The 25,059-nt window shown below is 70.2% G+C and carries 20 protein-coding genes; 12 read left to right on the top strand and 8 right to left on the bottom strand.

Features of this window, described 5'->3' with window-relative positions; genetic code table 11:
* Positions 1–121 precede the first annotated feature (121 nt).
* The 3 genes from PIQ37_RS11690 to ttcA all read right to left on the bottom strand — a co-directional run bounded on the left by PIQ37_RS11690 (position 122) and on the right by ttcA (position 2,874).
* Entirely contained in the window at positions 122–913 is a 792-nt protein-coding gene (locus tag PIQ37_RS11690; RefSeq protein WP_342073595.1) for a M48 family metallopeptidase, read from the bottom strand.
* 67 nt (positions 914–980) lie between these two features.
* Positions 981–1,886: a recombination-associated protein RdgC gene (locus PIQ37_RS11695; protein WP_342073596.1), complete on the bottom strand. Its 906-nt coding sequence runs from the start codon at positions 1,884–1,886 to the stop codon at positions 981–983.
* A gap of 112 nt (positions 1,887–1,998) precedes the next feature.
* Complete coding sequence (gene ttcA, locus PIQ37_RS11700) at positions 1,999–2,874, bottom strand: tRNA 2-thiocytidine(32) synthetase TtcA (RefSeq protein ID WP_342073597.1); 876 nt, start codon at positions 2,872–2,874, stop codon at positions 1,999–2,001.
* A gap of 189 nt (positions 2,875–3,063) precedes the next feature.
* Between ttcA and PIQ37_RS11705 the strand changes: the two genes are divergently transcribed.
* On the top strand, positions 3,064–3,426 hold the full coding sequence (locus PIQ37_RS11705; RefSeq protein ID WP_342073598.1) for a VOC family protein: 363 nt from the start codon (positions 3,064–3,066) through the stop codon (positions 3,424–3,426).
* A gap of 36 nt (positions 3,427–3,462) precedes the next feature.
* On the opposite strand, the gene PIQ37_RS11710 is transcribed toward PIQ37_RS11705, so the two are convergent.
* A complete protein-coding gene (locus PIQ37_RS11710; protein WP_342073599.1) occupies positions 3,463–4,371 on the bottom strand; it encodes a DUF6624 domain-containing protein in 909 nt (302 codons plus the stop codon).
* Positions 4,372–4,573: 202 nt separating this feature from the next.
* Here PIQ37_RS11710 and PIQ37_RS11715 point away from each other — a divergent pair, with 202 nt between their 5' ends.
* From PIQ37_RS11715 to PIQ37_RS11745, 7 genes are all read left to right on the top strand, one after another.
* Positions 4,574–4,732, top strand: coding sequence for a DUF2256 domain-containing protein (locus PIQ37_RS11715; RefSeq protein WP_017907947.1), 159 nt, complete (start codon positions 4,574–4,576; stop codon positions 4,730–4,732).
* A gap of 49 nt (positions 4,733–4,781) precedes the next feature.
* Positions 4,782–6,332: a cryptochrome/photolyase family protein gene (locus PIQ37_RS11720; protein ID WP_342073600.1), complete on the top strand. Its 1,551-nt coding sequence runs from the start codon at positions 4,782–4,784 to the stop codon at positions 6,330–6,332.
* Between the two features lie 286 nt (positions 6,333–6,618).
* Positions 6,619–8,211: a choice-of-anchor Q domain-containing protein gene (locus PIQ37_RS11725; RefSeq protein ID WP_342073601.1), complete on the top strand. Its 1,593-nt coding sequence runs from the start codon at positions 6,619–6,621 to the stop codon at positions 8,209–8,211.
* A 550-nt stretch (positions 8,212–8,761) separates the two neighbouring features.
* A complete protein-coding gene (locus PIQ37_RS11730) occupies positions 8,762–10,966 on the top strand; it encodes a methyl-accepting chemotaxis protein (protein ID WP_342073602.1) in 2,205 nt (734 codons plus the stop codon).
* A 422-nt stretch (positions 10,967–11,388) separates the two neighbouring features.
* On the top strand, positions 11,389–11,952 hold the full coding sequence (locus PIQ37_RS11735) for a DUF6891 domain-containing protein (RefSeq protein WP_342073603.1): 564 nt from the start codon (positions 11,389–11,391) through the stop codon (positions 11,950–11,952).
* A gap of 280 nt (positions 11,953–12,232) precedes the next feature.
* Positions 12,233–12,706 carry a hypothetical protein gene (locus PIQ37_RS11740; RefSeq protein WP_342073604.1) on the top strand — a complete coding sequence of 158 codons (474 nt, stop codon included), beginning with the start codon at positions 12,233–12,235 and terminating at the stop codon, positions 12,704–12,706.
* A gap of 11 nt (positions 12,707–12,717) precedes the next feature.
* A complete protein-coding gene (locus PIQ37_RS11745; protein ID WP_342073605.1) occupies positions 12,718–14,115 on the top strand; it encodes an XVIPCD domain-containing protein in 1,398 nt (465 codons plus the stop codon).
* Positions 14,116–14,259: 144 nt separating this feature from the next.
* Here the strand turns inward: PIQ37_RS11745 and bamE are convergent, their stop codons facing one another.
* Positions 14,260–14,838, bottom strand: a complete 579-nt coding sequence (bamE, locus tag PIQ37_RS11750; RefSeq protein WP_342073606.1) for an outer membrane protein assembly factor BamE domain-containing protein — start codon at positions 14,836–14,838, stop codon at positions 14,260–14,262.
* 165 nt (positions 14,839–15,003) lie between these two features.
* On the opposite strand from bamE, the gene PIQ37_RS11755 reads away from it, so the two are divergent.
* Positions 15,004–15,207, top strand: a complete 204-nt coding sequence (locus PIQ37_RS11755) for a YdcH family protein (RefSeq protein ID WP_017908896.1) — start codon at positions 15,004–15,006, stop codon at positions 15,205–15,207.
* The gene (locus PIQ37_RS11760) at positions 15,204–15,782 is read left to right on the top strand and encodes a DUF488 domain-containing protein (protein WP_342073607.1); all 579 of its coding nucleotides are present in this window, start codon (positions 15,204–15,206) and stop codon (positions 15,780–15,782) included. The genes PIQ37_RS11755 and PIQ37_RS11760 overlap by 4 nt, the downstream gene beginning before the upstream one ends.
* A 94-nt stretch (positions 15,783–15,876) precedes the next feature.
* Here the strand turns inward: PIQ37_RS11760 and PIQ37_RS11765 are convergent, their stop codons facing one another.
* The 3 genes from PIQ37_RS11765 to PIQ37_RS11775 form a co-directional block, all read right to left on the bottom strand.
* The gene (locus tag PIQ37_RS11765) at positions 15,877–16,725 is read right to left on the bottom strand and encodes a DUF2884 family protein (RefSeq protein WP_342073706.1); all 849 of its coding nucleotides are present in this window, start codon (positions 16,723–16,725) and stop codon (positions 15,877–15,879) included.
* 200 nt (positions 16,726–16,925) lie between these two features.
* On the bottom strand, positions 16,926–19,598 hold the full coding sequence (plsB, locus tag PIQ37_RS11770; RefSeq protein ID WP_267093170.1) for a glycerol-3-phosphate 1-O-acyltransferase PlsB: 2,673 nt from the start codon (positions 19,596–19,598) through the stop codon (positions 16,926–16,928).
* A complete protein-coding gene (locus PIQ37_RS11775; protein WP_342073608.1) occupies positions 19,598–20,536 on the bottom strand; it encodes a hypothetical protein in 939 nt (312 codons plus the stop codon). Before PIQ37_RS11775 ends, plsB begins: the two co-directional genes overlap by 1 nt.
* Positions 20,537–20,914: 378 nt before the next feature.
* On the opposite strand from PIQ37_RS11775, the gene PIQ37_RS11780 reads away from it, so the two are divergent.
* Together PIQ37_RS11780 and PIQ37_RS11785 are read left to right on the top strand one after the other, a co-directional pair.
* The gene (locus PIQ37_RS11780) at positions 20,915–23,980 is read left to right on the top strand and encodes a discoidin domain-containing protein (protein WP_342073609.1); all 3,066 of its coding nucleotides are present in this window, start codon (positions 20,915–20,917) and stop codon (positions 23,978–23,980) included.
* On the top strand, positions 23,977–25,038 hold the full coding sequence (locus tag PIQ37_RS11785; protein ID WP_267084832.1) for a LacI family DNA-binding transcriptional regulator: 1,062 nt from the start codon (positions 23,977–23,979) through the stop codon (positions 25,036–25,038). The genes PIQ37_RS11780 and PIQ37_RS11785 overlap by 4 nt, the downstream gene beginning before the upstream one ends.
* Positions 25,039–25,059: the final 21 nt, after the last annotated feature.

Genomic DNA, 25,059 nt, shown 5'->3' on the forward strand with positions numbered 1-25,059 from the left:
CCCGGGGGGGGGGGGGTGGGGGGGGGGGGGGGGACCCCGCCGCGCGGGGGGTCCCGGGGCCCCCCGGCGGGGCCCCCCCCCGCTCCTACGGCGCGTTTCCCACCGTTCGCGGATGCGCGCTTCAGTCGCGCTCCGGCCGCAGCAGCCAGCGCAGATGCGCCTTGAGCTGGCGGCCGTGCTGGTGGAACCAGGTGCGCTCGGCGCGCCAGTCGGGGAAGCGCGTTTCCACTTCGTGCCAGAACGCCGGCGAGTGGTTGGCCTGGATCAGGTGGCAGAGTTCGTGCACCAGCACGTACTCGAACGCCGAGGGCCGACCCAGCACCAGCGCCAGATCCAGCGCCATGCTGCCGTCGGGCGCCAGCGAGCCCCACTGCGAGGACATGACCTTGTAGCGCACCGCACGCGGGGCGCGCGGCAGCGACGGCAGGTACTGCGGCAGCCAGCGGCCGACGTCGGCGCGGGCCTGGGCTTCGTAGAAATCGCGCAGCGCGCGGCGCAGCGCCGCGTCGCCGCCGCGTGGCGGCAGGTGCAGGTGGGCCACGCCGTCGGCGACCTCGATGCGCGCGTAGCGGGCGTCGTGCCAGGTCACCGGCAGCGACTGCCCGCGCAGCGGCAGTTCGCCGGCCTCGCCCGGGCGCAGCGGCGTCAGCGTCTCGGCGGCGACATAGCGCGACAGCTGCTGCGCCAGCCACTGCCGGTTCTCCAGCAGGAAGCGCTCGCCGGCGACCAGGCTGGCGCGCAGCGGCAGGGTCAGCCGCGCGCCGCGTTCGTCCACGCTGAGCTTGATGCGCCGCGCGCGCGGATCGCGCACGCGCAGCACCTCGACCTCGCGCTCGTCCAGGCGGAAGCGGACGAGGTCGCGTTCGACGGCCGCCGGGGGCGGCGCGATCAGGCGACGGAGCAGATCGGGCATGGGCACAGCATACCGCCCGCGCGGGTGCGCACGGTGACAGCCGCGTGCGGCCGCCTGCGCCGCGGCATCAGTCGGCCTTGCTCAGCTTCAGCGCCTCTTCCAGCAACAGGAACAGGCGCCGCACTTCGGCGCTCATCAGCGCGAAGCGCGCGTCCAGTTCGGCGCGCACGCCGTCCTGGTCGGCGTGTTCGAGCTGGTCCAGCGCACCGTCGAGGAACTTCAGCTTGCGGATCACCAGATCGTCGCCGAGCACGAAGGACACGTGGTCGTCGAGCACCAGCGCCAGCTTGGTGACCTGCTTGCCGGCTTCCAGGTGCTTGTCGATCTCATCGCAGCGCAGTTCCTGATGCTGGCACTTGACCACCGCGCCGCCCTCGATCGGATCCTTCATCTCGCACTCTTCGCCCAGGCTCAGGCCTTCGGGCAGCGGCTCGCCGGCGATCCAGCCGGTCAGGATCGAGCGCGGCGCCACTTCGGCGTTGAGCGGCAACGCCGGGAAGCTGCCGAGCAGGCCGCGGATCTCCGACATCACGTTCTCGCCGGTCTTGCGGCTGGACGTATCCACGGCGACGTAGCCGTGCTGCAGGTCGAGCATGGCATCGGTGCGCGAGGACTTGACGAAGGCGCGCGGCAGCAGTTCATGGATCAGGTCGTCCTTGAGCCGCTTGCGTGCGCGGCCGCCGGGGCGCCGGCCTTCCTTCTCCTCGATCTCGGCGACCTTGCGCGCGAGCAGGTCGTTGACCACCGAGCCGGGCAGGATCTTGTCCTCGCCGCCGACGGTCAGCCACAGGAAATCGGCGATGCGGTGCGACAGCGCTTCCTGCTCGTCGCGGCCGAACGGGGAGATGAAGCCGCGCGAGCTCATTTCCAGCGGGCCGACCGACTTGAGCTGGGCCTCCGGCAGGAGCGTTTCGACCTCGAAAAAATCTAGCGTGGTGGGGAAGCGGAACAGGGTCAGATTGCGAAAGAACATCGAGCATCCAGCGGAAGGAAACGGAACGGTCCGGCGGCACGCGCCGGGGAGCGGCGGCCATTGTCGCATCGCGCCCGCCCCGGTACCGCATCGGGCGGTTCAGCGAGATGGATCAGCCCGGCGGGTCGTCCGCCCAGGCGCCGGCCGCGGCCGTGGCCGCGCCGCCGAGCGCGGCGAAGTCGAACAGCGCGCGGTCGGCCAGCTGCGCGGGATGCACGTTGCCCAGCGCGCGGGCGATCTGCTCCACCCGCCCGGGATGCTCCCGGTCCCACTGCTGCAGCAGTTGGCCGACCTGGCGGCGCTGCAGGGTTTCCTGGCTGCCGCACAGTGTGCAGGGGATCAGCGGGAAGGCCTGCGCCTGCGCGTAGGCGGCGATGTCGTCCTCGCGCACGTAGGCCAGCGGCCGGATCACCACGTGGCGGCCATCGTCGCTGCGCAGCACCGGCGCCATCGCCGCGAGCTTGGCGTGGAAGAACAGGTTCATGAAGAACGTGGCGACGATGTCGTCGCGGTGGTGGCCCAGCGCGATCTTGGTGATGCCGTGCTCCGCCGCGTAGCGGTACAGCGCGCCGCGGCGCAGCCGCGAGCAAAGCGAACACAGGGTCTTGCCCTCGGGCACCACGCGGGTGACCACCGAATAGGTGTCCTGCTCGATCACATGCCAGGGCACGCCACGCTGGCGCAGGTAGGCAGGCAGCACGTCGGCGGGAAAGCCCGGCTGCTTCTGGTCCAGGTTCACCGCCACCAGCTCGAACGGCACCGGCGCCTTGCGCTGCAACTGCAGCAGGATGTCCAGCAGGGTGTAGCTGTCCTTGCCGCCGGACAGGCACACCATGACCTTGTCGCCGGCGCCGATCATGCCGAAATCGGCGATCGCCTGGCCGACTTGCCGGCACAGGCGCTTGCCCAGCGCCACGGTGTTGCGGGCGGCGGGCGGTGCGGGATCGGCGAGCGGGTGCAGCGGCGGCAGGGGCAGGGGCGAGGTCATCGGCGGTAGTGTAGTCGGCGGCTCGGACCGCCGTGATTGTGAAGCTGACGTTGAAGCCGCGCTTTATCGCCCCTGTTGCCTGCGAGGATCGGGACAAGCGCCGCGCCCCGTATACCGATCCTCCTCGGCCATGCCGCCAGGAGACCAAGGCCGTACACTCGCCACTGGTCACGGATGCAGGGTCGCCCCATGTTCAAGAACCTCATTCCCAAGATCTTCTACGAGCGCATGCAGGACGGGTTGGCGTTCTTCGTCGATGGCCTGGGATTCCAGGTGCTGTACCAGGACGCCACGATGGCGGTGATCGCACGCGACGGCGCCAAGGCCTATCTGGTGGAAAACGCCGAGTGGGCGGCGAAGGACCGGCCGGAGCTGGGCATCGAGACCGACAGCATCGACACGATCTATGCGGAGTTGTCCGCACGTGCGCCGCAGTGGCTGCATCCCAACGCCCGCACCGTCGCGCTCAAGCCCTGGGGCGCACGCGAATTCGCGATGCTGGACCCCTCCACGGTGTGCGTGTTGTTCCGCGAGTGGCCGGCGCAGGAGTGAGGGCGCGCGGGTGGATGCCATGTGCTTCAGGTCCGTTCATCGTACCGGCGCGTGGTAGACCTCAGACAGGGAGGCCTTGTACTCGGCGATCGGCGGCAGGCCCATCGTCGCGCGGCGCGCATCCAGGCCGTCGATGTCCTGGGTCCTGTCCAGGACCATCGTGCCGTCCGGCTCGGTTTTGAACTGCGTACCGTAGAGCTGCGGCTTGCCTTGGTGCAGCAGCACGCGATCCTGCAGCATCGCCACGTCGGAAGGATCCGCCTCCTTCTGCGCCACGGCGGCCTGCATCAACGCCAGGACCTGCTCCTGGAAGGCTGGGTCCAGGGTGGCGTGCTGGGCGATCAGGAACGCGGCCTTGGATCCGTCTACGCCCACCGACGTGCGCGTAGGCCATCCCTTCTTCGCCACCATGGTCTTCAGCCAGGCGGTGTTGTCCTGGTCCACCGCTACCGTCTGCTGCCAGGACGCGGGAGTGTTTCCCTCGTCGATGGCCTTCTGTCGGACAGCCTGATCCTTCTCGACACGCGCCAGTAGCGCCTGCCGCAGTGGCTGGTCGAAGCGTGCCTGGCGTGCGGCATCGAGCGTCTCGGCACGGGCGAGCAGCGATGGCCACGTCGGTAAGGTGCGCAGCCGGTTCAGGCCGGGTCGATCCTTGTGCATGAGTTCCTGTACATCGATGCGGCCTTGCGCAAGTCGCGCGTCGAGTACCGCCACGGCCGCATCCGTTCGCCCGGCAGCGGCCAGGCATTCGACGTAGAACAGATCCCCGCCGCTCGGCAGGCCGGCCGGCGCTGCGTCGATGCGCGCCAAGGTGTCGGCGCACGTGCCGTAGTCCTTCGCATCGTATGCCGCAAGCGCATCATTCAACCGCGCAGGCTCTGCTGCGGAGACCGGCGCCGCCATCGCGGCCAGCAATGCGACAAACAGCGCGTATCCCTGGGGCATATCCGATTCACTCTGGCGTGGCCGCGCCGCGCGCAGCCTGGGCGGACAGTAGCGCAGTCCGGTCTCACTGGCAGCACGCGGTTGCGACTGCGCCCGGGCCGCGGCGGGAGCGTCCCGTTGGGGACCTGGCGGGTCACACTATGCACACACCGGTTGCCTACCCCGACCACGCCGGTCCCTCCCACATCCCGCGGAATCGCGCATGCGCAAGAAACACGATCTGCCGGAGAAGCCCTGCCTGCACTGCGGCAGGCCGTTCCGCTGGCGGAAGAAGTGGGAGAAGGTCTGGGACGAGGTGAAATATTGTTCCGACCGTTGTCGCGGCGAACGCAAACGCGTGCGCGCGCCGGAGGCGCCATGAGCCGGGTCGCGCGCTGGCGCGCCGCATGCCCGCGGGCGTGCCACGCTGCATGAGTCCTGCCTCGTCCACTGCCCACACCCTGCGCCTGGTGCTGGGCGACCAGCTCGATCCCGAACACGCCTGGTTCGACGTGCGCGATCCCGGCGTGGTCTATGTGCTGATGGAAGTGCGCCAGGAGACCGACTACGTCCTGCACCATGCGCAGAAGATCCTGGCGGTGTTCGCCGCGATGCGCGACTTTGCCCGCCAGTTGCGGGCGGCGGGCCACCGCGTGCGCTACGTGGCGATCGACGACGCCAGCAACCGCCAGTCCATACCGGCCAATCTGGGTGCGCTGATGGCGCACTACGGTGCGCGGCGCCTGCAGTATCAGGAACCTGACGAATGGCGCCTGGACCAGCAACTGCGGCAGTGGGGCGCGACGCAGGCCTTCGCCACCGAGGCGATGGACAGCGCGCACTTCTACACGCGTCGCAACGAAGTGGCGGACTTTTTCCGCGGGCGTGGGCAGTGGCTGATGGAGCATTTCTACCGGCACATGCGCAAGCGCTACCGGATCCTGCTGGCGGATGACGGTACGCCTGAGGGCGGGCAGTGGAACTACGACCACGACAATCGCCAGCCCTGGCCCGGCGATCCACCGCCGCCGCCGGATACGCGCCCGACCCATGATCACCGCGCGCTGTGGGCCAGCATCCAGGCCGCCGGCGTGGACAGTTTTGGTCGGCCGCAGGCAGCGGCGGTGCGCTGGCCGCTGAACCGGGCCGAGGCGCTGGGCTGCCTCGATCGGTTCATCGCCGATGCGCTGCCGCATTTCGGTCGCTACGAGGATGCGATGAGCACGCGCAGTCCGCGCCTGTTCCATTCGCAGCTTTCCTTCGCCCTCAACACCAAGATGCTGCGGCCGCAGGAACTGGTGCAGCGCGCGCTGGCGGCCTATGGCGCCGGCGCGGCGCCACTGCCGGCGGTGGAGGGCTTCGTGCGGCAGATCCTGGGCTGGCGCGAGTACGTCCGCGGCATCTACTGGGCGCACATGCCAGGCTATGAAGCGCGCAATGCGCTCGGCCACGACGCGCCGCTGCCGGCCTGGTTCTGGACCGGCGACACGCACATGCGCTGCCTGCACCACGCTATCGGCCAATCGCTGCAGGACGCGTACGCGCACCATATCCAGCGGCTCATGGTGATCGGCAACTTCGCCCTGCTCGCCGGCCTGGACCCGGCGGCGGTGCATCGCTGGTACCTGGGCGTCTACGTCGATGCGTTCGAGTGGGTCGAACTGCCCAACACCGTGGGCATGAGCCAGTTCGCCGACGGCGGCCTGCTCGCGACCAAGCCCTACGTCAGCAGCGCGGCCTACATCGACCGCATGAGCGATTACTGCCAGGGCTGCCGCTACGACCGCAAGCAGAAGACCGGCGCGCGTGCCTGTCCCTACAACGCGCTGTACTGGGACTTCTTCGTCCGGCACCAGGACACGCTGGGGCGCAATCGCCGCCTGGACATGGTCTACCGCCAGCTCGGCAAGCTGCCGGCCACGCAACTGCAGGCCCTGCGCGCGCAGGCGCAGCAGTTGCGCGAAGGTCTGGACACGCTGTAGCGCGGGCCAGGCGCCTCGCACGCATCCGCAGCGGCCGGATGCGCTGCGGGAACGTGCCCTGCGACGCACCCAAAGCGTGCCGCGCGCCGCGCATCGACACGCTGTCGCATGCGCGGCGCACGCAATCGCGCGATCTGCTACCTGCGTTCTGGCCGATCGACACGCGCTCAAGCACCCTATGCCGCCGGTCGGCGCAGGCCGCCGGTTGCACTCGAGGTGTCAGCGACGTGGATGACAGTTGGATGACTGTCGCGCGTCGTGTTGTTCCCCCGCAACCCTATCGAGCATGATCATGACCACGACGTTCTCCCTCACCACCAGCGCACGCGCGCTGGGTGTCCTCGCTCTCATGACCGCCGCCACGGCGATCGCCGCCGTCCCCGCGGCGCCGCAATGCAGCGTGCCGCAGGCCTGGGCGCTGCCGACCGCGACCACGGTGGTCGGCACCGGCACGCAGGCCAGTTGCACCGCCAGCGCGCTGGCCTCCGCCGTCGCGCAGGGCGGCTACATCACCTTCAACTGCGGCAGCAAGCCGACCAGCATCGCCGTCGCGCGTTCGATCACCATCGCGGCGACGACGCCCACGGTGATCGACGGCCAGGGCAAGATCACCCTGGATGGCCGCCAGTCCGCCCGCATCCTGCTGGTCAACGCCGGCAGCGCGCTGTCGGTGCGCAACCTGAAACTGCAGAACGGCAGCTCCGTGCAGCCGGCATCGAACCAGGCCTACGACCCGGGCACCTGGGGTGGCGGCGCGATCAAGGTCGGTTACCGCGGCAAGCTGGAAGTCATCAACAGCCAGTTCCTGGCCAACCGCAGCAGCATCGGTGGCGGCGCCATCTTCGCCGGCAGCGATGCCGAGGTGACCATCGTCCGCAGCGGCTTCTACAAGAACAGCTCCTGGCTCGGCGGCGCGCTGTACACCCAGCTCAGCCGGCTCACCATCGTCGGCTCGGAATTCGCCAACAACCAGGCGATCAATGCGCCGCAGGGCTTCCCCGATGCCGGCAACTTCGGCGGCGGCGGTGCGATCGACACCGACGGCGCATCGCTGGCCGGCTATCTCAAGGGTGGCGTCGGCAGTGGCGGCACGCTGGCGGTGTGCGGCACCGTGGTCCGCAACAACGTCGCCGCCAACGGCTCCGGCGGCGCCACGTTGTGGGCGTACGCGCCGGACACCATCGACGTGAAGTACTCCACCTTCGCCAACAACGTCGCCACCGGTGGCCCCGGCGGCGGCGCGCGCATCAGCATGGGCTTCACCGACACCTCGCATGCCGGCACCGCCATCACTACGCCGGGCACCATCAACGTCGCCGAGACCAGCTTCCTGTCCAACAAGGCCCAACAGGGCAACGCCGGCGCGCTGTACCTGGATTGCTACGGTGCCTGCGACGTCAGCAACAGCACCTTCTACGGCAACTATGCGAAAGGCGTGGGCGCGGCCATCCAGCATGTCGGCTGGCAGCCGGCGAACGGCGACCAGGGCAGCCCCAGCGTGCGCTTCAACAACGTCACCTTCGCCGAGAACACGCCGTGGGTGACGCTGTTCGGCGACAAGTTCGACCTCCGCAACAGCATCCTGTACTCCAAGACCGAGCGCGTGTTCTGCAACAACCAGAGCAGCACCGGCAACAACCTCATCGAGTACTCGGCCAAGGGCGCAGTCTGGCCGAACGCCTGCCTGGCCGCGGGCAACGTGAAAGCGGCCGATCCGCTGCTGTCGGCCCCGGCCAGCAACGGCGGGCCGACCCTCACCCAGCTGCCTGCGGCCAACAGCCCGGCGCTGAATGCCGGCAGCAACTGCGCCGCCATCGACCAGCGCGGCAATCCCCGCAATACCGCCGTGTGCGATCTCGGCGCGGTGGAGGTCAGGTAGCAGATTCACCGTCATCGCGTGCATGGCACCGCGCGGTCGCGCCGGCTTGGCCGGTGCGACTGCGCGTCCGTCGCCGGGATGAGGAGCCTGTGCGGCGACGTCGCTTGCCGCGCGGATGCGGCACTACGGCACCGGGCGGCGCGACTGTGCCGTCATGCCGCACCACGCGCCGCAGACCAGTCCTCGCTGCATCCGGCCGCCACGTCGAGCGATCACGCCGCGACTGTGCGCTCTACATGCGCCGCCGCTCGTCCGGTGCGCCTGACGATGTGCGCCAGGCGGCGGCCGACGCCGCGCAGACCTCACCGTTGCAGGCATGACGTGCGTCGCGATGTGCGCCAACAACGCCGTTCGCGCCTGACGTGCGGGCTGCGGACGATACGGTGGCGTATCTGCTTTCCTGGGCATCGGCGGTGCCGCACGGTGATGCGACGCCACCGACGTCTGCGCCTGCGACTTTCCGGATTTGGGACCTGGGTCGCTCGCTTGGGGTCAAGTTCGCGGGGCCGATACCGATAGAGGTACCCCCCCCTCGCGAGTCCCCCCCACGATGCACTTCTTTCACTCCTTCAAGGTGAGTCAGCGCCTTGCGCTGTCGTTCGGCCTGCTGATCGTACTGCTTGGCGCTTCCTCTACCTTGGCGCTCTACCAGTTCCACAACGTGCGCCAGGCGGTCGACAAGATCGTCCACGAGAACAACCTGAAGACCGAACTGCTGTACACCATGCTGCGCAACAATATGAGCGCGGAGCGCTACCTGCGCGACATGATGCTGTCGCCGGCCGACGAGCGCCCGGCGCTCGCCGCGAAGATCCAGGAGATCCGCGTCGACAACGATCGCCGTCGCAAGGCCCTGGATGCCCTGCCGGGCACCGCCGAAGGCCTGGCCATGCGCAAGCAGATCCATGACGCGCAGGCGGCCGCACGGTCGGTCAACAGCCGGGTGCTGGCGCTGGCCAGTTCCGGCGAGATCGAGGCGGCCAAGCAACTGCTGTACGGCGATGCCGCGCCGTTGCTGGCGCGGCGCGTGGAGGTGATCCAGAACGCGGTCGATCTGCAGATCCGGCAGAACGCGCTCAGCTCCGAGCAGATTCAGGCGGCCCTGGTCTTCAGCAATCGTGCCCTGATCGGGTTTGGCCTGCTGGCGGCGGTGCTCGGCGCGACCTTGAGCGTGCTGATCACCCGCAGCCTGGCCGGGCCGCTCGGGCGCGCGACGGAGATCGCCGAATCCATCGCCCAGGGCCGGCTGGATCATCGGATCCCGCCGCAGCCCAAGGACGAGACCGGCCGCCTGCTGACCAGCATGGACCGCATGCAGGCGCAGCTGCAGGCGGTGATGGCGGCGCAGTCGCAGGTGGCCAGGCACCATGAGCGCGGCGACGTCAGCCAGCGCATGGACGAGCAGGCGTTTCCCGGCGAATACGCACGCATGGTGCGGGAGAGCAATGCGTTGCTCGACATGCACGTGAGCCTCCAGCAGCGCCTGCTCGAGATCATGGGACGCTATGCGATCGGCGATCTGTCGCAGGACATGGATCGCCTGCCCGGCGAGCAGGCCGCGCTCACCGAGACCATGGACCAGGTCAAGCGCAATCTGTCGGCGATGAATGCCGAGATCGGGCAACTGGTCGACGCCGCGGCCGCCGGCGATTTCGCCGTGCGCGGCGACACCGCGCGCTTCCAGTACGACTTCCGCAACATGGTCGAGGGCTTGAACCAGTTGATGGCGACCACCGACGGTAATCTGCAGGCGCTGTCCAAACTGCTGCAGGACATCGCCAGCGGCGACCTGACCACGCGCATGGAGGGGCAGTTCCAGGGCGTGTTCGCGCAGATGCGCGAGGATGCCGATGCCACCGTGGCCCAGCTGACCGGGATCGTCGGCCGCATCCAGCATGCGTCCGGGCAGATCACCGGCGCCGCCGGCGAGATCGCCGCCGGCAACACCGATCTGTCGCGCCGCACCGAGCAGCAGGCCGCCAGCCTGGAGGAAACCGCTGCCTCGATGGAGGAACTGACCTCCACCGTGCGCCAGAATGCCGAACGCGCCAGCCAGGCCAACCAATTGGCCATCGGCGCGACCGCGGTGGCGTCGCAAGGCGGCGCGGTGGTGGCCCAGGTCATCGACACGATGAACGGCATCCAGACCTCGTCCAGGCGGATCGCCGACATCATCGGCGTGATCGACGGCATCGCTTTCCAGACCAACATCCTCGCGCTCAACGCCGCGGTGGAGGCGGCGCGCGCCGGTGAGCAGGGCCGCGGTTTTGCCGTGGTCGCCAGCGAAGTGCGGGTGCTGGCGCAGCGCTCGGCCGAGGCCGCCAAGGAGATCAAGCAGCTGATCGACGAGTCGGTGAGCAAGGTGGACGCAGGCTCGTTGCTGGTCAACAGCGCCGGCAGCACCATGCACGAGATCGTGGTCAGCGTGCAGCGCGTGACCGACTTCATGACCGAGATCTCGGCCGCCTCACAGGAGCAGTCGAGCGGCATCGAACAGGTCACCCAGACCATCACCCACATGGACCAGGCCACCCAGCAGAACGCCGCCCTGGTCGAAGAAGCCTCGGCGGCGGCCCAGGCGATGGAGGAGCAGGCGATCCAGCTCAGCGAAGCGGTGAAGGTGTTCGTCCTGGCCGGCGGCAACGGCGACCTGGCGGCGCGGAGCCAGGCCAAGCCCATGGGCACGGCCGGTACCTCGGCCTCCCGGCGTGGTTCGCGGCAGGTGGCACCGTTGCTGGTCGAACACGCCTGCTAAGGACGTCGAGACGGCGCGCGCTGCTGACCGCAGCGCGCTCGCCACGCCTCTTCCCGCGTTCCCCGGGGAGAAGCGTGCACGGCGTAGGTTCGCAGGAGCGCGGCCCATGGTCGCGAATGCTGTTTCATGGAAACCCCGTTGCCCGTCGGGCCTTTATCGCCTGCTGTTCCGTCGTGTGCAGCGTCGCTGGTGCGCCAGCGCGAGTGCAAGACGAGGCCAGGCAGGCCTCTGGTAGCCGGAACGCGCCTGCATCAACAGTCAGCCAGTGCGTCGGCGCCCGCGCCTGCCGGCGCCTGCAAAGCACGCGGGCGATGCGCGGATCCACCACAACGCAGAGACCTCCTGTGACCACTCCCGGGGCGCTGCAGCGACTGCTGACGTGTGGAATGATGGAGGTTCCCCGAAAGCGCGCAGATGCTGCCATGAACGAATCCGACGCCTACGTGTACGACGAGATCCGCAAGTGGGTCTGGTCCGGGTTCTACTCCCAGGACGAGATCCAGGAGATGATCGAGGACATCCTCGAAGACGACTGCGACGAGGCCATGCTGCGCGCCTCGGTCGCCAGCCAGTGGCAGGCCAAGCAGCAGGCAGAACAGACCTGGCCGGCGCAGACCGATTGCGACCGGCTGGATGCGCTGTTCGAGCAACTGCACGTGTCAGGCATCTGCGCGCTGGCCAATGCCGGCTACACCATGTCCGATGGCCACGTCGAAGTGAACCAGGCGGTGGCCGACACGCCGGACAGGCGCTACCACGGTTACTGCTTCTATCACGGCCAGGACATGGAGCGTGCCATCGACGGCGCTGGGCTGATGCTGGCCTTCGGCGATCTCGAAGGACGCGAGGAGGCGGATCTGGCGGTCGGCCAGCAGGTCGCCGCGGCGTTGCGTGCGGCCGGCTTCACCGTGGACTGGGACGGCACGCCGCGCAAGCGCATCGATCTGCCCGGCTTCGTCTGGCAGCGTCGCGCCGACTGGGAGTGACGTTCCAGCGCGGCGTGGGCAGCGGCAGGCTGCGAGACGCCGATGCCCTGGCTACAATCGCGTGCTCATGTCTGAGCGCGCCACGATGCGTGGAAGACGTTTGACGGAGAGGCGTTTCATGGAGCGGATGCTGTATCGCAATCGCCGCGGGTCGCGGCACGTAGCCGGCAGGCGCCTGGCGCCGCGCACGGCCCTGCTGCTGGCCACCACGCTGCTGGCAGCCTGTGCCGGCGCGCAGTCTTCTTCCCCCTCGATCACCCCTGCACACACGGAGCGGACCATGTCGGAGATGACGCCAGAGCACCTGGCACAAGGCGTAGTACGGTTGATCCTGGCGATCGGCGGCAGGCAGGACCTGGTCGCCGCGCAGGTGGCGGCGCAGACCGGTCTGCAGGTCGATGACGAGGGCGGGCATGCGTTCAGCGCGTCCGGCACGCTCGCCGGCGGTGGCGGCTACACGCTGGAATCGGTCGCCGATGCCGACGCTGCGCCGCCGTCGCGGCTGGACCTGCGCTTCACCCCCGCGCCGGGCGCGGCGCCGTCGCAGTGCACGCAATCGCTGGCCGGGTATCGCCAGGCGCTGGTCGCGGCCGGCTTCGTGCCGCGCTGGATTGCGCCGCCGCGCCAGGGCAGCGCCGGCCGTTGGCATTTCGAACGCGGCGCGGTCGCCGTGTACGCCTTCCTCGGCAAGGACGCTGGCGAACACGATGCGCAGGCGTGCGTGGAGATGCTGCAGATCCTGGTCGACGCCTGAGGAGAGCGGAGATGGCACACGACGACGAACGCCTGAAGGGCATGGTCGACACCTTCGCGCAGGCGCATCCGAAGGAAGGCCAGGCGCTGCGGCAGATGCTGGACAACACGCCGGAGTTGCGCTCGCGGGTAGAGCAGGCGATCGGGCAACAGCAGCTGTCCGGCTTCGCGCCCAGTCCCGAGGCGGGCACCGGATCGTACAGCCCGCGCACCGGCCAGATCGAGTTGCCGATGGACGTGCTGGCCACGGCGAAGATGAACGCACCGCGCGACGATTCGGCCAACACCGCCCGCATCGTGCTGGGCCACGAGATCGGCCATGCGATCAACAAGGCCGCCATCGACCGCAGCGATGCCGCGTTCGCGGCCAAGGTCGACGGCATCGCCGCCTCGCCCTCGCCGCACGACTACACCGCCACGCTCCAGGCCTACGGGCAGGAGCAACGCACGCGCGAGGCCAAGGACGAGATCGCCGGGGTCAACACGCTGGCCGACTACGTCACCCGCACCAATCCCAAGGCCACGCTCAAGGACCTGTACAACGCCAGCAGCGAGATGGCGAGCTACATCGACAAGCAGGGCGTGGGCAGCAAGGCCACCTACACCGCAAAGGAGGGGCTGAGCTTCGGCAAGGACCTGAAGATCGACGCCGACAATCCCCGCAACGTGGAGGCGATGGGCAAGCTGTTCTACGACGCGCGCGGCTATCCGCAGAACTATGGCGAGCGCGCGCTGGCGCAGATCGCCAATGCCGAGGACCGGGCGCAGGCGCAGCACCCCGAGCGCACGCCGCCGGCGGTGCATGCCGACCTGAAGGCAGTCGGCATTGATGCCGCGCAGGTGCCGCGCGACCTGCTGCCGGCAGGATTTCGCGACGGGCCCGCACCGGCGCCAGCGCCCGCGCCGGCACAGCAGCCCGAGCCGCAGGCGCAGCCGCCCGCGCCGCGCGCCGGCGAGCCGGCCGCCGCGCCGGGTGCCGCCGACCGCGCCCTGCACGAGCGGGTCCGCAGCGGCGTGGCCCAGGCCGAACAGGCGATCGGCAAGGGTTGGGACGACAACAGCGAGCGCATGACCGCCAGCCTGACCTTGCTGGCCAGGCAGAACGGCTTCAGCGAGCGCGATCAGCTGGCAGTGGGCTTCAACCGGCCCACCGCCGCGCACCAGGGCGGCGAACTGGCGTTCGTGTACCGCAATGGCGGCGACGTTTCGCCCGATCCCTACGCCAACCGCGCGCACATGCCGACCAGCGAGGCGATCGCGCGACCGGCGCAGGAGACCTACCAGCAGCTGCAGCAACTGGGCGCGCAGCAGGGCCAGGCGCAGCGCCAGGCGCAGGAGCAGGAACAGGCGCTGCAGGCCTCGCAACAGGGCCCGACGCGGACCGATCCGCCGCAGGTGCTGAGCCGCTGAGCGCAGTGGCCGGCGGGACGCGCCCAGCGCCCGCTGCTGTTGCGTTGCGCCATGGTCGCGGCAGGCCGCGGCCATGGCATGCGCTTCGCGCCACCTCCGCCGAGGCGCAAGCGCGGCGCTACGGCGCGTGGAGTCGCGCCTGGATTACGGCTGCCAGACCAGGTTCTGGGTCTTCGGATCGGCGGTGACCTTGTCGACCTTGCCGGCGCCGTCGAAGGACACCTGGAACTCGTTGAAGCTGTCGAGCCAGTAGCGCCACAGCGGCGCGTCCAGGCTCGGGTTCTCGCTGGTGATCGGATAGCCCAGCGCCATCAGCACCTGCTCACGGGTCATGCCCTTGGTCACGCGGTTGGCGGCGATCGCCTCGCGGATCTTCGGCGGGTAGGCCGCCAGCGTCGGCGTGGGATCCTGCGCAACCACGTAGCGTTGGGCGAAGGCGTCGTTGCCCAGGTCGCGGCTGTAGTCGTTGCCGATCGACTGCTTCTTGCCGTCGATCAGCACATTGACCCGGTAGCGGCCGTAGCCGGTCACCTGCACCGGCGTGCCGGCCGGGATCACCCGCTTGCCGTCTTCGGCGTAGTTGCTGTCGCTGATCCAGCTGCCGTCGCTGCGCATGTTGCAGCACAGGAAACCGGAGAACTTGGGATCGGCCGCCGCGGCCAGGTGCGGCAGGGCCGCCGCCAGGGCGAGGGCGAGAACGAACGGGGAACGGAACGAACGCATGGCTGACTCCTTTCGGCGCGGCGATCCTGCCGCGGGTGGCACGAGGGTGGGAAGGCGCCGCCTCCGCCGCGGCGCCCGCGCGCATTGTGCCGGCTGGCCTGCACCTGGGATAGCGGCGCGTTGCACGGTGACGGCGGACCGGTGGCCTGTGTATGCTCGAACCTCGTGGACACCCTGACGCCCGCCGAGATCTCCCTGCGCATCGACGCCCTGCGTCGCGAGCACCGCGCGCTCGACGAACAGCTGCAGCGCATCCCGGCCAATCTGGACGACGAGCTGGAAGCCAAGCGGCTGAAGAAGCGCAAGCTGCAACTGAAGGACTGCATCCTGCGCCTGGAGCATCTGCTGATCCCCGACGAACCGGCGTGAGCGCGGCGACCTTCTTCAGCGTCGGCCATTCCACGCGCAGCCTGGAGACCTTCCTGCAGATCCTGCAGGGCGCCGGCGTCACCCGGCTCGCCGACGTGCGCGCCTTTCCGTATTCGCGGCGGTTCCCGCAGTTCGACGGCAGCGCGCTGGCACCGGCGCTGGCCGCCGCGGGGATCGCCTACCGGCACTTCCGCGCCCTGGGCGGGCGCCGCGGCAAGCAGCCGGGCGTCGATCCGCAGCGCAACGGCCACTGGCGCAGCGTCAGCTTCCACAACTACGCCGACTACGCGCTGGGCGCCGAATTCGCCGAGGCGCTGGCCGAGTTGCAAGTCTTCGGCGAGGACGGCGCGTGCGCGGTCATGTGCGCCGAGGCCTACTGGCGGCAGTGCCACCGCCAGATCGTCTGCGACCATCTGCTGCACCATGGCCATCCGGTGGTGCACCTGATCGATGTCGGCCGCCAGGAGCCGGCCACGCTGAATCCGGCTGCGCGCAGCGACGCGCACGGGCAGTTGGTCTATCCACCCGATGCGGCGGCGGCGGGGCCGCGCACCGGAGATCTGTTCGGCGGCTGAGCCGCGCCGCCGTGGTCGCCGCGTCAGGGTGTCCGCCGCGTTGCCACGCGCCGGGATTCCACTGCGGGTCGCGACACGCGCTGCGGCGTCAGACTCAGTCCTGCGGAACCGACGGCACCGCGATCGCGTTGCTGCGCGGCGTATCGTCGGTGCTGACGAGCGTGGTGGTGCTCTGCCCGCTCGCTCCGTCCTGGTTGGCGGCGAGCAGGCGCAGGGGCTGGCCGCGATAGCGGTACTCCAGCGCCTGCTGCAGCTGGTCCAGCCGCGCCACCCGTGTGCACAGCGCCTCGGCCTTGCGCTCGATGCCCTTGCTGCGTGCATCCAGCCGCGCCTCGAGGGCGGCGTCCATGCGGTCGGCGCGTTTGCCGATGGCCTCCGCGCGGCCCGTGAAGACCTGCCAGAGCACGTGACGGGTGATGCTGCCCACGAAGCTTTCCGCCTGCGTCTCGACATAGTCCTCGAACCGGTCGTCGAACGCCTCCTGGTCCCAGCGCCCCTTGCCCAGCGTGCCGTCGACATAGGCGTTGGCGTGCGTGCGCAGCCGTTCGATCTTGCGCGCGTTGCCGGCACTGCCGGTCAGCATCTCCACGACCGAGCCGAGCACGTCGTAGCTGAGATCGACCACCTCGTGCGAAAGGTCGGCCACCTGCGGCATCAGCGCGCGGGTTTCGCGTTCCATTTCCAGCAGTCGTTGCGCATCGGCGTCGCCGATCTGCTGCACCCGGCGATCCACGCTCAATTCGCCGGCATGGAAGAAGATCTCGCGCGGTCCCTCGCCATCGCTGCGGGTGAGCCAGATGCCGCCAGTGTCGGCGAGCACATTGAACGGCGTGCTCAGGCCGCACTGGCGCGAGGACACCTGCGGCCGGTGGTCGCGCTTGCCGCCGTCGCTGTCGTCGCCCTGGTCGGCCGACGCGGATCCGCTGGCGGCGGCGAGCAGCAACAGGACGAAGAGAGGAGCTGTGCGCATCGCCGGAACCCGCAGCAGGGAGTTCCCAGCATGCTCGCGGCCGCGCCGGCCCGTGGTCGCGTGTCGGAAGTCACTGTGCCGCGCCGCAGTCATCACGGGCGCCCTTATGTTTGGCGCGTCGCCACGCGGCAGGATCCCACCGCGTCACGACCGGAGGTGCGGCAACCGCCGCCTCAGTCCTGCGGCACCGGTGGCTCCTCCACCTTCGCCGCTTCCGGGCTGACGCGCTCGATGGTGTGGCGCAGTTCTCGGCCCAGAATGAACTTGGCGTCCTTCGCCCACGCATCCAGCCGTTCGTCGAACACCAGCTTGCTGTTCTCGTCCGGCCACACCAGCTTCAGTTCGCGCAGTTTCTGGATGAAGCCGCGGAACAGGGTCTTGTCGAAGAACTCCGGCGCGGCCGGTGCGTACAGCAGGCTCAGGCGTTGCGCGGCCTGTTGGCACAGGCTCTCCAGTTCGCCGGCGCCGAGCTTGCCCGGGCCATTCTTCACCAGGACCGAGATGGCGATGTAATAGCGCTCGAAGGCCTGTTGCAGCGAGTGGCCGATGGCGCGCAGGCGGAACACCTCGTCGGTCTGGCCGGTGTTGCGCGCCAGCACGCTGCCGTCGTCCTCGGCGAGCTGCAGCAGCAGGCCTTCGCGCACGAACACCTCGATGGTGCGTTCGATGCGCTCGGCGAACTGGTCTTCGCTCCACGGCAGGAACAGTTCCGCCTGCAGGAACGGGTACACGGTGCGGCCCAGCCGCAGCAGGCCGGCGCGGCTCATGCGGCGGTTGTTCTGGAAGCAGCACGCCACCCACGAGGAGGCGGTGAACAGGTGCAGCACGTTGTTGCGGAAGTAGCTCAGCAGCACCGCGTTGTCGCCGTTGACGCTGAGCACGTCGCCGAGCGGATGCGGCGTGCGGGTGAGCACGTTGATCTCTTCGGCGTGGGCGATGATGCGCTCGGGCGAATGCGGGGTCACCGTGACCCGGTCCGAGTACGGCAGTTCCGCCAGCAGTTTCTTGCACAGTTCGATCTGCGCGATCAGGTCGGCCTCGCCCATGGCGTGCTTGGGCGTGGACAGCAGCGCCAGCGCCAGCAGGTTGACCGGATTGACGTCGGCGGCGGCGTTGATGTGCACCTGGATCTGCTGCGCCAGCGCATCGACGGTGCCGTTCAACCAGGCCGGCTTCTCGTCCTCGCCCAGCGGCTGGCCGTCCCATTCCGGCGCGCGCTGCGCCAGCACCTGGCTCAGCGGGATCGGCTCGCCGAAGTTCACCACCACCTGGCCGTAGTTCTGCTTGAGCACCTTGGGGATGCCCCACAGCAGCGCCCAGATCGATTCCTTCTCCTTGGGCCGGCCGCTGAGTTCGTCGAGGTAGCTGTTGCCCTCCATCAGCTTCTCGTAGCCGACGTAGATCGGCTGGAACAGCACCGGCTTGCGCGGCTGGCGCAGGAACGCGCGCAGGGTCATCGCGATCATGCCGCCCTTGGGCTGCAGCAGCCGGCCGGTGCGCGAGCGCCCGCCTTCGACGAAGTATTCGATCGAATAGCCGCCGGCGACCAGTTGCGCCACGTACTCGCTGAGCACCGCCGAGTACAGCGCGTTGCCCTTGATCGAGCGGCGGATGAAGAACGCACCGCCCTTGCGCAGCAGGGTGCCGACCACCGGCAGGTTGAGGTTGATGCCGGCCACGATGTGCGGCGGCACGATGCCGCGCTCGTACAGCAGATAGGACAGCAGCAGGTAGTCCATGTGGCTGCGGTGGCTGGGCACGTAGATCACTTCGTGCCCGGGCGCGGCGTCCTTGAGCTTGTCCAGGTGGTGGACCAGCACGCCGGCGTAGATGCGGTTCCAGACGTGGGTCAGCAGGAAGCTGGCCGAACGCACCACTGGGCTGGAATAGTCGGCGGCGATTTCCCAGGCATAGGCGTGCGCCTTGCGCCAGGCGTCCACCGGCTTGCTGTTGTCGCGCTTGGCCTGCGCGGCGATCGCCTCGCGTACTGGCTCGGCCGCCAGCACCTGGTCCACCAGCAGGCGCCGGGTCGACAGGTCGGGGCCGATCACCGCCTCGCGGATGCGCCGGAAGTGGGTGCGCAGCACGCGCTGCAGCTTGCGCACGGTGCGCTCGGGCGGCAGCCCTTCCTCCACCGTCTGCCGCATCGACACCGGCGGGGCGAAGCGCACGATGGTGCTGCGGCCGTTGAGCAGCACGCCGAGCAGGCGCCGGAAGCTGCCCACCAGCGCCCAGTTTTCCGAGAACAGCACGGCGAACCAGCCGCTCTGCTTGTCCGGGGCGCGGCCGACGAAGATCGACACCGGCACCAGGTGGATGTCCAGGTCCGGGCGCTCGCGGTGCGCCTGCAGCAGCTTGGCCAGCGAATCGGAGTGGGTCTTGGCGCCGCGCTGCTCCGGCAGCAGCGCATGGTTGCTGCTGCGCCGGGACAGCGCCAGGTAGGCGCGCTTGCGGCCCAGCGGGTCGCCGGGCAGCGGCACCAGCGGCGACGGCAGGCCGGATTCGCGGCAGGCCTTGTCCAGGATCAGCGCGTTGGACAGGCCGTAGTCCTCCAGCACGTACACCACCGGACGGCCGTCGTTGTACTGGCCCGGCTCGGCCGGTTCGATCTTCAGGCCCAGCCAGGGATCGGCCAGGCGGCCGAGCAGGCGCGCCCACAGCGGCCCCTTGGCCTGGCGCGGGGCGGTCGCGGCCACCGGCAGGGTGGAGGGGGCGGCGGTCGAGGAGGGGGACGCGCCGGGGTCGGCCGGGGAGGCGTCGGCGGGCGCACGTGCCGCGTCGGCCGCGCGTGCGGCCGCGGCGTCGTCGGGGAACGGGAGGGGATTCTGTTCTGGCATCGGGGCCATTATCGCTTAGCCGGCGGAACGGGGTCGGCGGCGGGTGCCGCGGCCGCGGCGGCGGTACCGGCGCTGGCCGCCAGCAGCGCATCCACCTCGCTGAGGGTGTCGCGCAGGTACCAGTGCCCGTCGCGGCGCACCAGCACCGCGGTGGTGTCGATCTGTTCGCCGTCCAGCGGATACTGGATACGCACCACCGCCTGGTCGCCCTGCTGGTTGACCAGGCCGGTGCGCAGCGCGCCGGCGCTGGCGTCCAGGTCCAGCCCGTAGTCGGCCAGCACCGCCTTGAGGTCGGCCACGAACGGGCCCAGCCGGCGCAGGCTCTCGTCCATGCCCAGGGTGCGCAGGTCGGCATCGTTGCGCACGCCGGTGCGGCGCGCGCCCGCACACAGCCGCGCGATCGCCGCCTGGGCGCGCTTGCGCTCGGACAACGGCGCGCGCGCGGCCCAGCCGCTCAGCGCCTGCACCAGTTGCACGTAGTGGCCGCGCTGTTCCGGCGTGTAGTGGCCCTGGTTGCGCAGGAACTGCACGCCGAACAGGCCCAGCGAGTGCGCGGCCTGCTTCAGGCTCGCCGCCTGGCCGCCGAACTGCGCGTCGAAGGCGCGTTGCAGCTGGCGCTCGGCGTCCGGCGCGGCGAGGGTGTCGAGCACCTCGGGCAGGCGTTCGGCCAGCGGCAGTTCGGTCAGCGGCCAGCGGCTGCGGTCCTCGCTCCAGGCCTGCTGCAGGCGCTGGTACTGGGCCGGCGGCACCGCGGCGCGGGCGTAACCGAGCAGGTCGTTGCGCTGCAGCGCGTGCGCCAGCGTGCGCACCTTGGCGGCCGGTTCGGCGCTGGCGCCGGGCAGTTCGGCGGGCGTGCGCTTGCATCCGCCCATGGCCAGGGCGAGCATCGCCAACAGCAGGATGCACAGCGCGCGCGAGGAGATGACCCGGGTCGGGCAGGACGACATACGATGCGGGCTCGTTCCCCAAAACGTCCCGCATCTTGCTGGGCGCGGGCGATTCCGGCAAGCCGGGCGGCACGACAGTGCGGGGGCGACCCGGCAGGCTTCCAGGGGGTGGGACTGTCGCGGCAGGACATTTCATGACCCGGCGTTGGGCCGTCGGGACAGGCATGTCGGCGTATGCCCAGATGTGCCAGTGGATTGCGGATGTTGCAACGCATCATGTAACCGCTTGCAGTTGCTGCTAACGTCCGCCCACCTCGATTGAGGCGGTGCTGGCCGGGGGACCCAGTGCGATATTCGTCAGAGATCATCCGAGTGCTCGGTCACGGTGGCGCGCGCCGCTGCGCCTGGGTGTTGTCCGCAGTCCTGTATGGACTTGCGATGACGGCCCCGGTGCAGGCGCAGGACGGCCGCCTGCCGCCGCGTGCGCAATGGCAGGCGTCCAGTTCCTCCAAGCAGGTCAAGGCGCAGGCGATCGGCTATCTGATCGACGGCGACGCCAGCACCCGCACCGCCGGCGCCTTCAGTCCCGGCCACTGGTTCCAGATCGACCTGGGCCGCGCCGCGCAGGTCGGCGGCGTGCGCCTGCAGTGGGACACCTCCAATCCGGAAGGCTTCCTGCTGCAGACCTCGCGCGATGGCCAGCGCTGGGACACGGTCTACACGATGGCCGACTCGCTGGGCGGCACCGAGACCGTGTTCTTCGCGCCGCACCTGGCCCGTTACCTGCGCCTGGCCGCGCCCGCGCGCAGCGCCGACTGGGGCGTGTCGATCTACGAGATGGAGCCGCTGGGTACCGGCGCCGCGCAGCTGCGTGGCGTGTCCGCGGCCGACGCCGCGGCGCTGTGGCAGGGCGGTGCCGCGGTGGCGATGCCGGGCAGCGGCGCGCAGGCGCGGCAACTGGAGATCGCCTTCCCGCGCGCGTTCGACAGCGCCGGCCTGATCGTCGAGTTCGCCGGTGCGCATGGCGCGGCGCAGCTGCAGGCGCAGGACGCCGCGGGCCGCTGGCGCACGCTGGCCGACGACCCGCAGGCCGGCGACAGCGACAGCGCCTACCTGGCCGGCACCGCGCCGCTGCCGGTGCGCGCGCTGCGCCTGCGCGTCGATGCCGCGCCCGGCGGCATCGCGCCGACCCTGGCGCGCTTGCGCCTGCTGGGGCCGAAGGCGGTGATGACGCCGATGAAGCGCTACCAGGTCGCCGCGCAGCGCGGCACCACGCGCGCGCTGTTCCCGGCCTCGCTGCACATGCAGCAGACCTATTGGACCGCGGTCGGCATCCACGCCGGCCGGCAGAAATCGATCTTCGACGAGTACGGCAACCTGGAGGCGTGGAAGGGCGCGCCGCTGGTGCAGCCGCTGTGGCGCGACGCCTCCGGCACCGCCGCTGGCGCCGACGGCCATGCGCTGACCCACGCCCTGCGCGACGGCTGGAAGCCGATGCCGTCGGTGCGCTGGTCGCCGCAGCCGGGGCTGGAACTGCGCAGCGAGACCTTCGCGATCGAACGCGACGGCCAGCCGGTGACGCTGCTGCGCCATCGCCTGCGCAACACCGGCACCACCCCGGTCAGCGGCACCCTGTCGCTGCTGGTGCGGCCGATGCAGATGAATCCGCCGTGGCAGAACGGCGGCCTGTCGCCGATCCACGACGTCGCCGTCGACGGCGACACCGTGCAGGTCAACGGCCGCGCGCTGCTGACCTCGCTGAGCGCGCCCAGCGGCGGCGGCGCCGAGGCGTTCGGCGCGAACGGCGCCACCGAGATCACCCGCCACGTCGCCGCCGGCACGCTGCCGGCGCAGCGCCAGGCCCGCGATGCCGACGGCCTGGCCGCGGCGATGCTGAACTACACGGTGCGCCTGGCGCCGGGTGCACAACAGGACGTGGTACTGGCGTTCCCGCTGGGCACCGCCAGCGCCGATGCCCAGGGCCGCCTGCCGCCGGCGCCGCCGCTGGACCGCGATGCACTGCTCGCCGCCGGGCGCGGCGACGCGGGCCGCAGCTTCGACGCGCTGGCCGAGCAGGTGTCCGCGGACTGGCAGCAGCGTCTGGGCAACGTCGGCCTGCGCCTGCCCGACGCCAGCCTGGTGGACATGCTGCGCGCGCAGGCCGCGTACATGCTGATCAACCAGACCGGCCCGGCGATGCAGCCGGGGCCGCGCAACTACAACCGCTCCTTCATCCGCGACGGCATGGCCACCTCGGCGATCCTCCTGCGCATGGGCCAGGCGCAGGTCGCGCGCGACTACCTGCAGTGGTACAGCGACCACGCGGTGCACCCGAACGGGCTGGTCTCGCCGATCCTCAACGACGACGGCAGCGTCAACGACGGCTTCGGCTCGGACCTGGAGTACGACAGCCAGGGCGAGTACATCACCCTGGTCGCCGACGTCGCGCGGCTGGACGGCGGCCCGGAAAGCGTGCGCGCCTACCTGCCGAAGGTGAAGCTGGCGATGCAGTTCCTGAAGGAACTGCGCGAGCGCACCCTGGTGCCCGGCTACATGGCCGAGCAGCCGGCGCCGGAACGCTTCCGCGGCATCCTCGCCCCGTCGATCAGCCACGAAGGCTATTCCAGCCCCACCCACAGCTACTGGGACGACTACTGGGCGCTGAAGGGCTGGCACGACGGCGCCTGGCTGGCCGACTCGCTGGGCGATGCCGCCACCGCCGCCTGGGCGCGCGAACAGTACGCGGCGCTGCGCAGCTCGCTGGCCGCGTCCATCCGCGCCACCATGGCGTGGAAGGGTGCGGACTACATTCCCGCCGCGGCCGACCTGGGCGACGGCGATCCGACCAGCGTCTCGATCGCGCTGGATCCCACCGGCCAGCAGGACCTGCTGCCGGAGGCGGCGCTGCGCACCACCTTCGCGCGCTATCTGGAAGACGTGCGCCAGCGCAAGCAACCCAATGCGCTGTGGGCCTACACCCCGTACGAGATGCGCAACGTGCTGACCTACGTGCATCTGGACCAGCCGCAGGTGGCCGACGAACTGCTGCAGGACCTGCTGCGCGACCGCCGCCCGTTCGAATGGCAGGTGCTGGCCGAGGTGGTGCAGTCGCGGCTGCGCTTCCCGCGCTACCTGGGCGACATGCCGCATACCTGGATCGGCGCCGAGTACGCGCGCACCCTGTTCGGCATGCTCATGCACGAGGGCGACGACGCGCTGGTGCTGCTGCCCGGCGTGCCGCCAGCCTGGCTTGCCGGCGATGGCTTGGCCGTGCAGCGCCTGCCCACCGCCTACGGCACGCTTGGCCTGCGCGCGCGCCAGCGTGACGGGCGGCTGCGGATCGAACTCGACAGCGGCCTGCGCGCCGGCACCACCGTGCGCGTGGTCTGGCCGACGCGCACCCGGCCGACCCAGGTGCGCGTGGACGGCCGCCGGATCGACCACTACGACGCTGGCGGCGTGACCCTGTCCAAACCGTTCCGGACCCTGGAGGCACGCTGGTGAGCCCGCCCCCCGTCCCGGCGCCGGATGCGCGCGCCAACATCACCATCAAGGACGTGGCGCGCCTGGCCAACGTCTCGGTGGCCACCGTGTCGCGCACCATGAACGGCCATCAGCACGTGGCCGAGTCGGTGCGCGCGCGCGTGCTGGAAGCCGCGCGCACCCTGCACTACGTGCCGCACCACGCCGCGCGCAGCCTGAGCAGCCGCCGCACCCACACCATCGGCGTGGTGCTGCCGGACCTGCACGGCGAGTTCTTCTCCGAACTGATCCGCGGCATCGATACGGTGGCGCGCGAGCGCGGCCTGCACCTGCTGGTGTCCAGCTACCACGGCGAGCCGGAGCAGCAGCGGCTGGCGGTGCGGCGCATGCCCGGGCGCGTCGACGGACTGCTGATCATGTCGCCGTCCCTGGCCAGCGATGCCGAGGACCCGGCCGACATGCTGCCCGGCACGCTGCCGGCGGTGCTGATGAACTGCGCCGAGCGCATCGGCGAGGCGCAGGTGCTCAACGTCGACAACTACGGCGGCGCGCGTGCGATGACCCGCCACCTGCTGGACGTGGGCCACCGCCGCATCGCCTTCATCGCCGGGCCGGACGACAACTTCGATGCGCGCGAACGCCTGCGCGGCTACCGCGACGAACTGCGCGAGCGCTGCCCGCAGGTGGCACCGCTGGTGCTGCCCGGCGCCTTCGACGAGGCCTCCGGCTACCGCGCCGGCGAAGCCCTGCTGCAGGGGCAGCGGCCGGACGTGGTGTTCGCCGCCAACGACATGATGGCGCTGGGCTGCCTGTTCGCCTTCACCCATGCGGGGCTGCGCGTGCCCGAGGACATCGCCCTGGCCGGCTTCGACGACGTGCCGATGGCACGCTACGTGCATCCGGCCCTGACGACCATGCGCGTGGACATCGCCGGCTTCGGCGCCCGCGCCATGCAACTGCTGCTCGGTGCGCTGGAGCCGCATGCCGCTCCGGCGGCGTCGGCGGCAGCGGCCAATGCGATCGCTCCGCAACTGATCGTTCGTGCTTCCAGTGCCCAGCGAGGGACCGCCATGGACTGACACCGACGCATGCAGCACCGA

Origin of the sequence: Xanthomonas protegens (assembly GCF_038442435.1) — a bacterium.
In the GTDB taxonomy this organism is placed as follows: Bacteria; Pseudomonadota; Gammaproteobacteria; order Xanthomonadales; family Xanthomonadaceae; genus Xanthomonas_A; species Xanthomonas_A sontii.